Source organism: Peribacillus sp. P4_B1 (assembly GCF_056402395.1).
In genome coordinates this window covers 1-13,044 of record NZ_JBFUHM010000034.1, presented here as the reverse complement: position 1 = coordinate 13,044, position 13,044 = coordinate 1, and the positions used below count along the sequence as shown (strand labels likewise).

General features: G+C 39.5%; 9 protein-coding genes. 8 read left to right on the top strand and 1 reads right to left on the bottom strand.

Annotation, left to right across the window (positions count from 1 at the left end):
* The first annotated feature begins 44 nt into the window (after positions 1-44).
* On the top strand, positions 45-932 hold the full coding sequence (locus AC1DVK_RS18100) for a R2-like ligand-binding oxidase (protein ID WP_477627068.1): 888 nt from the start codon (positions 45-47) through the stop codon (positions 930-932).
* A gap of 827 nt (positions 933-1,759) precedes the next feature.
* Here AC1DVK_RS18100 and AC1DVK_RS18095 read toward each other — a convergent pair.
* Positions 1,760-2,014 (bottom strand): small, acid-soluble spore protein, alpha/beta type, encoded by a 255-nt coding sequence (locus AC1DVK_RS18095; protein ID WP_477627067.1) that lies wholly within the window; start codon positions 2,012-2,014, stop codon positions 1,760-1,762.
* A gap of 265 nt (positions 2,015-2,279) precedes the next feature.
* Between AC1DVK_RS18095 and AC1DVK_RS18090 the strand changes: the two genes are divergently transcribed.
* From AC1DVK_RS18090 to pabB, 7 genes are all read left to right on the top strand, one after another.
* On the top strand, positions 2,280-3,014 hold the full coding sequence (locus tag AC1DVK_RS18090) for a YqcI/YcgG family protein (RefSeq protein WP_061463397.1): 735 nt from the start codon (positions 2,280-2,282) through the stop codon (positions 3,012-3,014).
* Between the two features lie 225 nt (positions 3,015-3,239).
* Positions 3,240-3,881 carry an FMN-dependent NADH-azoreductase gene (locus AC1DVK_RS18085; protein ID WP_061463396.1) on the top strand — a complete coding sequence of 214 codons (642 nt, stop codon included), beginning with the start codon at positions 3,240-3,242 and terminating at the stop codon, positions 3,879-3,881.
* Between the two features lie 114 nt (positions 3,882-3,995).
* The gene (gene pepF / locus AC1DVK_RS18080) at positions 3,996-5,792 is read left to right on the top strand and encodes an oligoendopeptidase F (RefSeq protein ID WP_477627066.1); all 1,797 of its coding nucleotides are present in this window, start codon (positions 3,996-3,998) and stop codon (positions 5,790-5,792) included.
* A 234-nt stretch (positions 5,793-6,026) separates the two neighbouring features.
* Complete coding sequence (locus AC1DVK_RS18075; RefSeq protein ID WP_477627065.1) at positions 6,027-8,273, top strand: AAA domain-containing protein; 2,247 nt, start codon at positions 6,027-6,029, stop codon at positions 8,271-8,273.
* Between the two features lie 288 nt (positions 8,274-8,561).
* The gene (locus AC1DVK_RS18070) at positions 8,562-9,560 is read left to right on the top strand and encodes an LLM class flavin-dependent oxidoreductase (RefSeq protein ID WP_410863173.1); all 999 of its coding nucleotides are present in this window, start codon (positions 8,562-8,564) and stop codon (positions 9,558-9,560) included.
* 92 nt (positions 9,561-9,652) lie between these two features.
* Positions 9,653-10,675: an LLM class flavin-dependent oxidoreductase gene (locus AC1DVK_RS18065; RefSeq protein WP_289321214.1), complete on the top strand. Its 1,023-nt coding sequence runs from the start codon at positions 9,653-9,655 to the stop codon at positions 10,673-10,675.
* Positions 10,676-10,768: 93 nt separating this feature from the next.
* Entirely contained in the window at positions 10,769-12,514 is a 1,746-nt protein-coding gene (gene pabB, locus AC1DVK_RS18060) for an aminodeoxychorismate synthase component I (RefSeq protein WP_477627064.1), read from the top strand.
* The last annotated feature ends 530 nt before the right edge of the window (positions 12,515-13,044 follow it).

Here is a 13,044-nt window from a genome sequence, read left to right as displayed (position 1 = left end):
ATGGATTCAGAAGTTTTCAGATCATATTTCAAGGAGGCATTTACATGAAAAGAAAGAATTTAACGACCACCAGCCGGAGTTTTAGAGAAGATACCCTACCATTTAAACTTTATCAAAAGGCAAAGAAATTCGGTATATGGAATCCCCGTGACATTGATTTCAGCCAAGATAAAGAAGATTGGAAGTCATTTACTGATAATGAAAGGGAAGTATTATTACGGATCATCTCCCTTTTTCAGGGCGGAGAAGAAGCCGTGACTTTGGATTTGCTCCCCCTCATTATGACGATAGCCAAAGAAGGTAGAATCGAGGAAGAAATGTACTTAACGACATTTTTATTCGAGGAAGCGAAGCATATGGAGTTCTTTCGACATACATTAGATCAAGTTGGTGAAAAGGGTGATTTGTCGGTTTATCACTCAGACATTTATAAATCCATTTTTTATGAAATATTGCCGGAAGCGATGGGGAAACTTTTATCAGACCAATCCCCTGAAGCATTGGCAGAAGCGGCCACTGTTTATAATATGTTTACAGAGGGCGTTCTTGCAGAAACTGGATATTTCGGGTTCTATCAGACTCTCGAAGCTAGTAAAATGATGCCTGGTTTATTAAAGGGCGTGGGTCTTTTGAAAAAAGATGAATCACGCCATATTGCTTATGGGACTTTCCTGCTGCAGAGAATCATCAGTGAACATCCACATATCTTTAAACAAGTTGAAAAGAGGATGGAGGAACTTTCACCATTGGCCATCGCGCTAAATACAGAGGGATATGATCGGTTAGGCAATCCATTTGGTAATGACAAACAAGCTGTTTTCGATTTTACCATGAAACAATTATCAATACGGATGGAGATCTTGGCAAGGGCAAAAGGAAAGGGAATTGAAGAAATCTATCAAAGTAACGTAAAGGAATATGGGGTTTTGTGAAGCCGATACAGGTTACTATGCTGCATTTCTGATTTTGGATGCAAAAGAAGGATTCCACAATGAATGGACACCAGGAACATGGAAGCTCGAATTGAAAAATCTTAATCGTAAATAAAGACAAATTTATCTTAGGTGAATGGAAATCCTAGTTTCGGGTTAATGCCTTAGATTTACAGTGGTCCCAATACTCGTTCAATCATTCCGGACCTAGTCAATGGTCATGAGGCCCATAGGATTATTCTCGTGAGTGATGTAGGTTTGGAAAATGCAGGTGTCGTTAAAAAGTTCCGAAATTTTTGAGCAGACTTTAGGCACCAAAGCTTAAATAGTTGGGCAGTTTCTCGATGTTACACAAGATGCAGCAAGTGAATGTTGTTATAACCGGTTGTCATGGAGTAAATTCCCGAAGTAATACCCTGCCATAGACCCATTGAGAGCCAAAGCCTTTAAAGTGAAAATACATGATGAAGATTCAAAAGGGATCTTAGCGAAAGTGGTAGAGAAGCTCCGGGTTTCCTATTTGATCCTGGGCATCCTCTGACTTCAGTGATATGGAATTAGCAAGACACATATGGAGAGAATGCTGACTGCAATATTGAGGGATACAGCTGCCACTAACTATCCGAAGTCGTCGGAATTAATAAGCTCAGAAATTTCAAGAGTTTTACCCGTGACCATCATTACTTTTAAAAAAAAGCCACCCAAGAAGGGTAGCTTTTTTGCAAGTGCAATAACTGCCCTCCATCATGATAAGTCCCAAAATATTCGTTTTGTCAGTTTTCGATGATATGCCTACTGAAGCGAGCGTAACATTTTGGATTGAAAGGTTAATGTTTTTTTCCTAAGTTTTCCTGTGCCATCTTTATAAGTTCCTTGACCATGCCGCCTCCTAACTTTCCGCCTATTTTTCCATTCTGCTTGGATGTCAGCTCACCGTTATAGTCTTTTTTCAGCGGTACGCCAATATCTTTTGCTACTTCAAACTTGGCCTCTTCAGGATTCTTTGTACCAGGAACTTTGGCTTTTAAATCATCGAGTCCTTTTCGTGCTTCAGCTACCAGAATTTTTTTTCTCCTTGCCATCAAGCATCACTCCTTGTTTTTTGTTAGGTTAACCTAAAGGAAAGAAAATGATTATCATGCGGAGTCAAATGTTTTTTTGCTGAACCGGTATTACATTTCTTGAGTGGGAATTGGAATCATAATGGAACGGGGAGGCACTTATCAAATCTTAAATAAAGAAGAATTTACATGAGGTGTACCTGATTGTGGTGATTGGCAGTTCGAGAGATGTTTTAGTTTATTTATAGCGGGTATCATTTAGTAAAACGATTTAAGGAGACCAATGATGCTGACTGTTAATTCAAATTTGTTAACGAAAGAAGATATGACAAATCCCGATCGAGTGCCCCAATGGCTAATTAAAGAATATCAAACTTTCCATAATACAGTGACGGATAAAACGTTTCCTTGTTATTTTGGTATGAAAGCTGAAAATAAAGGGGAACTTCGTTATGCTTATATCACACAGGAAGATTGGTCCAATCTTCCAAAAGCAGTGGAAAGCTTTCTAGATTTATTTCAAGAACCACCATATATCAGGCATGGCCTGTTTGTCTTTATGGAGCCTGAACAAATAGAGGGAGATATAGGACTGTACCGAAAAAAGTTTTGGGATATCCTGCAATACCTACATAAAGAGGATAAAAAACCTTGGCCAATTAAAAAGCCGAAAGATCCCGAGCATTATTTATGGGACTATCATTTTGCAGGTGAACCAATCTTCGTCTTTGGCAATGCACCTGCTTATAAACAGCGAAAAACCCGTGATTTAGGAAATAGCCTTGTTCTTGGATTTCAACCCCGGATGATTTTTGAAGGATTAGAAGGAACGGAAAAAGGCGGGATTATGTCACGTGAAAAAGTTCGTGAACGAGTAGAGGAATGGGATAACCTGCCTAAACATCCTGATATCAGTCATTTTGGTGATGTAGATCATAATGAATGGAAACAATTTTTCATCGGGGATGATATAGAGCCGATAAAAGGGAAATGTCCCTTCCATCATAAAGAGTTAACTTAACCGAGGGCAAATTGCTCTCGGTTTATTATGACTTTAGGGTTGTAAAAAAACCAAGAGAAAATTCCTGAAATGCCCATTTCAATATAAAAAACATATTTCTTGCCTTCTTGGATTATCAGTCTTATAATGTGAATGTAGTAATTGCAGTTAATTCGAGATATATGGATTGAATGTTTATTTTGAAACTGCACTATTTTTTCCTGGCAAAAATATAAAAATTAACTATTGGGGGAACTGACAATGTCTAAAGTATTATTTGTAAAATCAAATGACCGTCCAGCGGATCAAGCCATTAGCGTGAAAATGTATGAAGCTTTTTTAAACACATACAAGGAAGCGAATAGTAACGATGAAGTAACTGAATTGGACTTATTTAAACTGAACTTACCATACTATGGAAATACAGCAATTACTGCCCTTTATAAACGCAGCCAAGGTATGGAATTGACTGAGGAAGAAGTGGAGATTGCTGATATCGTGCAACAATACTTGAATCAATTCCTTGCTGCCGACAAAGTGGTATTTGCCTTCCCACTATGGAACGCAACTGTACCAGCTCCACTTGTAACATATATTTCTTATCTTGCCCAAGCGGGTACAACTTTTAAATACACTGCTGAAGGCCCAGTTGGTCTAATTCCTGAGAAAAAAGTGGCTGTACTTAATGCTCGCGGATCGGATTATGCTTTACCTGGAATGGAAGCTGCTGAAATGGCAGTGAAATACGTAACGATGAATTTAAAATTATGGGGCATTACGAACCCGGAAACAGTTGTTATCGAGGGACATAATCAATATCCAGACCGTACACAGGATATCGTTGCAGAAGGATTGGCAAAGGTTGCTGAAACTGCAGCAAAATTCTAATTGATAAAAAGGAAAACCAGTATGTATTTTTAGCATACTGGTTTTTCTATGCAGATTTTTCTGAAAGTCGATTATAATAAAGGGTAAGCCTATAAGTCTGAAAGGAAGTGTCATATGCAAACGTATAAATCACGTGATGAAATCAAAGAAGAAGAAACATGGAACTTAAAGGATATTTACGATGATCAGGCCAATTGGGAAAAAGATTATCAAGAAGTCCTTAGGATGACAGAAAAATTAAAAACTTATGATGGGCATATTCAGTCTGCTAAAGATTTGTTCGAGTATTTACGATTAAGTGAGGAACTCGGCTACATTTATAACAAGCTATATGTATATGCCATGCTGCAAACAGATTTGGATACAAGGGTTACCTCATCGCAGGCATTACAAGATAGAGCAGGTCAGTTAGGGCAAAAAATTAGTAATGCATCTGCCTTTTTCATGCCATTTCTTTTGAGTCTTGAAGAACAAACATTAAAAGGGTACATAAAAGAAATCGAGGGCTTAAAATATTTTGAAGAAGATCTACTGGATTCCTATCGCTATAAATCCCATGTGTTAACGAAAGAACAAGAAGAGGTCCTTTCTCAAGTAGGCGAAGCCTTTTCAGCACCACAAAAAACGTTCGGGATGATCAACAATGCTGATATTAAATTTGGGGAAGTCACGAATGAAGACGGCGAAAGGGTTGAGCTTACACGAGGAATGTATTCCAAATTGATTGAACACGATGATCGTGATAAGAGAAAAGAGGCGTATATCGCATATTATCAGCCATATGTACAGTTGAAAAATACCATCGCTTCCACACTTTCTACGGCAATCAAGAATAATGTGAATCTTTCAAAACTAAGAAATTATCCATCTGCCTTGGAAAAATCCTTATTCGGAGATAAGGTTCCAAAAGAAGTATATGATAATTTGATTATGTCTACTAAACAAAATATTGGACCCATGCATAAATACATCAATTTAAGAAAAAAATTGCTCGGGGTAGAAGAACTGCGTGCATATGATTTAAGTATACCATTGGTCGAAGGTGCTAAAGAGGAGATTTCTTACGATGATGGATTTGCTTTGATGATGGAAGCATTGAAACCTCTTGGCGAAGAATATATCACAATTCTGAAAACCTTTAAGGAAAAAAGATACATCGACGTCAGGGAAACACCTGGAAAACGTTCAGGCGCTTATAATTTAGGACTTTATGGTGTTCATCCTTTCATCTTATTAAATCACCGTGATGATTTAGACAGTGTATTTACACTTGCACATGAATCCGGACATGGCATGCATTCATACTATAGCTCAAAGTACCAGCCGCAAATAAGTGCAGGGTATTCCATTTTTGTTGCTGAAGTTGCGTCCACAGTGAATGAAATCCTGCTGATTCGCCATTTAATTAAAACAACAAAAGACGTGAAAAAGAAAAAACACTTACTCAACCATTTCATAGATAGTTTTAAAGGAACATTCTTCACACAGGTGATGTTTGCGGAATTTGAAAAAATCGTACATGAAAAAGCTGAAAATGATGAGCCTCTAAATGCCGAGGTTTTTAACACAGCTTATGAATCGATATTCCGTGCTTATAATGGAGATGAGATAATTTTTGATGAAGAAGTGAAGTTTGGCTGGTCACGCATCCCACACTTTTATCGTCCGTTTTACGTCTACAAATATGCCACTGGATACGTTTCAGCCATTACAATCGCAGATAAGATCCTTTCTGGGGACCAAAAAACTCTTGAAAGTTATTTGACCTTCTTGAAAAGCGGGAGTTCCGATTTCCCAATGGAGCTGCTTAAGAAAACAGGCGTAGATTTGACTAAACCTGATCCAATCGAAAACGCAATGAGGATTTTCAGTGATCTTGTCGACGAATTCACAGAGTTGTCAGAGGGCTAATCTAAACCATTTCTTCCAAAAGAGCCCATGGTGTGTCTGTTATAAAAATGCTATAGTTAGACTATTGGCGTATGAGAGGCCCAATCTTTTGATTGGGCCTTCTTTTATATGGTAAAAAAACAGGTGCCATTGTAAACATTTCCATATGGACAGTAAATTATTTTACATCAGAGCCTAGCCACTGGGCCAGCTTCTTAATACTTCAATGGCATATTTTGTGAGGAAAGTGAAAAAATGAATTCAACAGTTAATTTTATAAAAGAATGGCAGCAGGCACTTCAGCTTGAAATCCTGCATTTAAAAAAATATGGCAGCACAAAATACCTGGTTTCGAACGGTCATCTGCTTACAAGTGACGGTTCTTTCAGCTATTATTTTGAAACAGGTTCATCGATAAAAGTTCCTGTCGGTTCTGTCGTTCGACTTGAATGGGGAGGAATTAAACAGGATGGCAGGATCCTCTCATCGGAAGGGAAAAGTATAATCATTGTTTTTGATCGCTCGTTAGGCGATATGATCGGCGAAGCCTTTTTATACCATGATCCATGGGAAYTGCTTGAACAATTGATTATCCGCTTGGACGAAATCAAGAGAAGCAAAAAGAAAAGGCTTCGGATCAAACGCCTGATGGATCCGTCCATGCCGCAAAAACATCCTGTAAATGAAAAACTAAGCAGTGTGAAAGAATTATATGCCCGGTCGAAGTTCAATCCTGTCACATTTGTCTGGGGTCCACCTGGAACAGGAAAAACCTATACATTGGCACGTACGGTGGCCAATCATTATTTACAAGATAAAAAAGTGCTGGTCTTGTCCCATAGCAACCAGGCTGTCGATGTTTTGATGGCTGAAATTTCTTCATTCATTAAAAAGAAAGATCTTTTCAAAGAAGGCGATGTGCTTCGCTATGGGTCTCAAATCGGTGAATCCCTTGCCATCCATGATGATATTGTTACGGGGCAACTATTAGGTAAACATGAACCGGCATTAATTAACGAAAAAGAACAGCTAGCTGATGAGAAACGTTTATTAAAACATGACTTGGCTGGCTCCTTCAGCAAAAGGGATACGGATCAATTAATCGAGATAGAGAAAAAACTGGCAAAAGTTTTGGAGAAAATACGCCATAAAGAGATGCAATTCGTAAAAGAAGCAAAAATCATCGGAACGACCTTGGCAAAGGCCGCAAATGATGAAACGGTTTATCAAAAGGAGTATGATCTAGTAATTTTGGACGAAGCGAGCATGGCTTACGTACCACAGGTGGCTTTCGCTGCAGCGTTATCCAAACATATTATCGTTTGTGGTGATTTCAAACAATTGCCGCCCATTGCTTCCGCTCGTGATTCCCTTGTGAAACTTTGGCTGAAGGAAGACATCTTTCATCGGGCGGGTGTTGCTCAGTCTGTGGAGGAAGGGGAACTTCATCCTCATTTATTCCTACTAAAAGAACAGCGCCGCATGCATCCGGATATTTCAGCATTCACTAATCGTGTCGTCTATAACAATTTTGTAGGTGATCATGAAAGTGTTGCCACAAGCAGGGAGAGCATAATGCTGGCGGAACCATTTGCCAATAAGGCGGCGGCACTTGTAGATACTAGCTTATCAGGGGAATATTGCATCACGGAACGCACTTCCCACTCGCGAATGAATATATGGCAATTACTTTTATCTTTTCAACTGATTCATGAAGCTTATGTGGGAGGGACAAGATCAATTGGTTATGTCGCTCCGTATCGTGCTCAGGCAGACTTGATGGAAAAACTATTGGATGATTTATATGCCAAAGAACGGCAAACGGCCGATATCATCGCTGCAACTGTACATCGTTTCCAGGGAAGCGAACGGGAGATGATGATTTTTGACACAGTTGATAGTTATCCGCAAAACAGGGCAGGAATGTTATTGACCGGAAGAGAAAGTGAAAGGCTCATTAACGTTGCAATAACAAGGACTAAGGGTAAGTTCGTACATGTAAGTGACACTTCATTTGTTAACAAACATGTTTATCGCAGCAAAACACTTCGTCAACTTGTCGATCATCAAATTCAAAATGATCAAATCGTGTCAAAGAAAGACATTGGAAAATGGATTATACACCAGCACCCGCAATTAAAATGGATGCATGCCCGTAAGTTAGGCGATTTTCTGGAAGATATTGAATCAACAAAACAAGAGTTGGTAATGGCAGTGCCGGATTTGAACAGTTTGTCGGAAGAATGGCAAGAGTTTTTAATGAAACGAAACCCTGCAGTGAAATTGACGATCATATCAGCAAAAAGGAACCCTGATATCATCTCTGATCATTTTATTTGTTCACCAGTTTCCTTTTCCTTTATCATCTTTGATAAACGAGTAATCTGGTTAGGTTTGCCCGTAGAGTCCAATAATCGGATCCAGCCCCCATTTATAGCGGCTCGTTTGGATTCGCAAATAATGGCTGATGAATTACTCTCTCAGTTCATAAAAAGTGAATAGCTCTGGAAAKGCCCTATATTAGGGCTTTTCTTCATTTTTCAAAGTGTATATTCCCTAAGTGACCTCGATAGAATAAATATTAATAGGAACACCTTCTAAAATAATAATATATTAAACCAAAGACCTCGTCAGAATATATATTCCACTCACAAACTCCAGTCTGGATTCAACTCCATATAATTTCCGCTAAAGGTTGCAAACTAAAATAACAAACCAAGCTTTTCAGGCGACTTTCGGCTAATTATGATTTACCATTACGTTACGAAAGAGAAGAAAGGAGGTAACAAAATGAAACTGGGCATTTTAGATCAATCACCAATTGCAACCGGACAATCAGCACAAGAGGCATTGCAGGCTTCACTGCAACTTGCACAAGAAGGAGATAGACTCGGTTATAGCAGGATCTGGTTAACTGAACATCATGATCTGCCGGGATTGGCATGTTCCGTTCCAGAGGTATTGATAAGCTATATTGGTGCGCAAACAAAAAATATCCGAATTGGATCTGGGGCAGTTCTGCTTCCGCATTATAAGCCATATCGGATAGCAGAGATTTATAATATGCTTGCCACCCTATTTCCAGGCAGGGTCGATATGGGCATAGGACGTGCTCCTGGGGGATCTGCCGAAGCTACGATGGCATTATCCGATAATTTTTTGCAGAATGTTTACAAAATGCCTGAACTTGTTCAGGAACTGTTGAATTTTCTTAGAGATGAATTTCCGAAAGAACATTTGTTTTCAAATACCTCTGCTGCTCCTATCCCAAAGGTACCGCCTGAACCGTGGATATTGGGAACAAGCGGGAAAAGTGCAAAACTTGCTGCTGAAAATGGTACTGCATACGCATTTGGTGAATTTATGAGTGAAAATGATGGATTGAAGAGTCTTCAACAGTACCGTGAAAACTTCCAAACAAAAGGTTTTCTTGAAGAGCCAAAAACGATCGTTTCGGTTGCGGCCATATGTGCAGAAACCGAGGAACTTGCGAAAGAAATCGCTCTTAGCAACACCCTATGGAAAATACAAAGTGAACAAAGGGAAAGAAAACAGGTTCCAAGTATAGAAGAGGTAAGGAATCATGATTGGACTGAAAAAGAAAAAGTACTGATGGAAACCATGCATGAAAAACTGATTTTTGGTACACCTTCTCAAGTGAAGTATCGCCTTTTGGAAATTGAGGAAAAATATCAAGCAGATGAAATAATGCTGATAACCATCACTCATAAATTGGAGGACAGGCTGAATTCTTATCGCTTGATTGCTAAGGAACTCCTTAACAATTAATCCCATTCGAGCATTTTATGTGCATTTTGTGTGCATTTTCTATATGATGACTTTGCGTCCATTTAATATCATAATTGAAAGAAGTTGAAGATATGAATGCTGATCAACATGGAAAAAAACTTAGTGACATTTCTTTTTCCGTACTGGACCTAGCTTCAATTGTTGAAGGTGGTACAGTTTCGGGAGCTTTTAAAAATACTATAGATTTAGCAAAACATGCGGAACAATGGAACTACAACCGTTTCTGGGTTGCAGAACACCATAGCATGCCTGGGATCGCAAGCTCTGCAACATCCGTGCTGATAGGATATGTTGCAGGGAAGACAGAAAGAATTCGTGTGGGTTCTGGAGGCATAATGCTACCAAATCATGCACCACTGGTTATCGCAGAACAATTTGGAACATTGGAAGCAATGTATCCTGGTAGAATAGATTTAGGACTGGGGCGCGCTCCGGGAAGCGACCAATATACTGCCATGGCGCTCCGGGGTGATGTTCGTAATAATGGACAGGATTTTCCTGAACAATTGGCGCAGCTCCGCAGTTATTTAGATGCGGATTCTAAACATAATCGTGTTCGGGCCATCCCTGGCGAAGGACAGGACATCCCGATTTGGCTTCTTGGTTCAAGCGGCTTCAGTGCAGCATTATCAGCACAGCTTGGATTGCCATTTTCATTTGCAAGCCATTTTTCCCCTGAAAATACTCAACCGGCTTTAGCTCGTTACCGCAATAATTTCCAACCATCCGACGTTCTCGATAAACCTTATGTGATGGTTGGTGTCAATGTATTTGCAGCTGATACAACTGATGAGGCACAAAGGATTGCCACATCTTATCAACAGCAGTTTTTGAATTTGATAAGGAACACACCTGGACAACTTGCTCCTCCAGTTGATACGATGGAAGGCATCTGGACAGAATATGAAAAGGCCATTGTCATGAAACAATTGAATGCCTCCATTATCGGAAATCCGGAAGAGGTAAAAGAGCAGTTGCAGACCTTTTTAGATGAAACACAGGCGGATGAAATGATTATAAACTCTGCCATTTATGATCAGAATGCACGCCTTCGTTCTTATGAAATCATTGCAGAAGTTACTGGAATGAAATAAGTGTCAATGAATGAGCTTGCAGATCACTTGTCTGCAAGCTTTTTTATAAAATACATACCGATTGACTCTTTAAAACAAAGATAGGAGAGAAGAATGAAACGAGAAGACCCTATATCCTTAATATTTCACTTCACAGATAAACAAGGTGAGAGCAGGCCGCTCTATTTTACGAAGCCGAAAAAAGTGTTCACTGCCCATTCCATTGGGGATGTCCTTCCTCAATTTCAAAAAGTCCAGGAAGCGATYGACCAGGGGCATTATGCAGCGGGATATGTATCTTATGAAGCGGCACCTGCTTTTGAAAAATCTTTTAAAGTAAAAGATGGAGCCAAAATGCCATTATTATGGTTCGGTATTTTTGATAAACCGGAAGAATTACCTGAAAAAATGCCAGGGGCTTTTAAGTTAGCTGAATGGCAATCAGAAATGGATTCAACAACCTATCATACGGGCTTTCAAAAAATAAAATCCGAAATTGAGAAAGGCAATACGTATCAAGTGAATTATACGATGCGTTTGCAATCCAAGTTCGAAGGGGACGACTTCGCTTTCTTTGATCGCTTGAAGAGAGCTCAACGATCGAATTATAGTGCATATTTGAACATTGGGACACATCGTATCCTCTCGGCATCACCCGAGTTATTTTTCCGCTGGGAAGATGATCAGCTAATTACAAGGCCTATGAAAGGAACGGTAAAGCGGGGAACGACACTGAAAATGGATCAATTCAATGCAGACTGGTTAGCAGCCTCGGAAAAGAATCAAGCTGAAAACTACATGATTGTGGACCTGCTCAGAAATGATTTGGGAATGATTGCAGAACCAGGAAGCGTCAAGGTTCCAAAACTTAAGGAAATTGAAAAATATCCGACCGTTTGGCAAATGACCTCCACAATAACAGCTGATACGAAACCCGGAACAACAATCATTGATATATTCAAGGCCCTTTTTCCATGTGGTTCGATAACAGGTGCACCTAAAATAAAAACAATGGAAATCATCACTGATATCGAGAATTCACCACGTGAAGTTTATTGCGGTGCAATCGGGTTTATCACGCCTGAATCCGAAGCCGTTTTTAATGTGCCGATTCGTACGGTCGTGATCGAAAAGGAAACAGGTAATGCCGAGTATGGGGTAGGCGGGGGAATCACTTGGGATTCCGAGTTAACCGAAGAATATGACGAAGCCTTTTTAAAGGCCAAATTATTGACGGTGGAAAGGCCTGCTTACGAATTATTGGAATCGATGAAGCTAAGCGATGGCGAATATTATTTGTTGAATGATCATATCGATCGAATGAAACAATCTGCTGATTACTTCAATTATAAGTTCTTTGAATTGAAACTTAGAGATGAACTCCAAAAGTATGCGGATTTAAACCAAGGCAAATTGCAAAAGGTAAGGGTACTGCTTAAAGAAAATGGTGAAATGGAAGTTTCCGGACAAGCAATTAAGCCCCTTGATTCAGAATTAACGGCTATCTTGGCTGAAACTCCAATATCAAGTGGAAATCCCTTTCTTTTTCATAAGACGACTAATCGTGATGTATATGAAGGCTTTCAAAAGAATAATCCTGACTTCGTTGACGTTCTACTTTGGAATGAAGAAGGATTCATCACGGAATTCACGAACGGGAATGTAGTGGTGAAGATAAATGGTGACTACTATACCCCTCCTGTGGAATCAGGTCTGCTCGCTGGAACTTTTCGTCAAGAATTAATAAGGAAGAAGGAAATCAAGGAAAAGCCCATTGTAAAAGCTGACCTTAATAGCGCTGAGGAAATTTGGTTTATTAATAGTGTGCGAGGGAAATTAAAAGTGAATTTGACATTCTAAGCTGATTTTCCCTAAAAAAATGATTAATCTCCATGGCAGTTTGTTGCGTTATAGCAGATGATGAATACTGTTTTTATACATATTCTAAGAGGGACTGCTATGGAGAAGCAAAAATCGCAGGTTTTATCGATGACGGAGTGGAAGGAGAAAGATCCATTACTTTAAAATCTTATAAAGATGGATGGAAGTCTTCTTGCTGAATCCAGATTACGGAGCCGTTCAAGAAGATCCAATCGTCCAAGCGGAACAGGGTTAAGTCGGCAGAGGACAGATTGGATACACATATCATCTGGGCGACAGGTGGTAGCATGGTACCAAAGGATATGTTGGAACAATATTTAATCTAATAGTTAAAAAAAGAAGTTCACGACAGTGAACTTCTCAGACTGTAGACAAACTCGAGGAAAATCGAGTTTGTCTATTTTTTATGAGTTGTACAATTTGGCCGTTGATTGGAACGTAGGGCACTCGCTTTCCGCGGGCGGTCGGGGAGCCTCCTCGGCTTTCGCCTTTGGTGTCTCCCCTAGACG

Excerpts from the sequence above, each read along its gene's own strand:
- AC1DVK_RS18100 (WP_477627068.1), top strand. The coding sequence starts at position 45 with ATGAAAAGAAAGAATTTAACGACCACCAGCCGGAGTTTTAGAGAAGAT.
- AC1DVK_RS18070 (WP_410863173.1), top strand. The coding sequence starts at position 8,562 with ATGAAACTGGGCATTTTAGATCAATCACCAATTGCAACCGGACAATCA.
- pepF (WP_477627066.1), top strand. The coding sequence starts at position 3,996 with ATGCAAACGTATAAATCACGTGATGAAATCAAAGAAGAAGAAACATGG.
- AC1DVK_RS18095 (WP_477627067.1), bottom strand. The coding sequence starts at position 2,014 with ATGGCAAGGAGAAAAAAAATTCTGGTAGCTGAAGCACGAAAAGGACTC.
- AC1DVK_RS18090 (WP_061463397.1), top strand. The coding sequence starts at position 2,280 with ATGCTGACTGTTAATTCAAATTTGTTAACGAAAGAAGATATGACAAAT.
- AC1DVK_RS18065 (WP_289321214.1), top strand. The coding sequence starts at position 9,653 with ATGAATGCTGATCAACATGGAAAAAAACTTAGTGACATTTCTTTTTCC.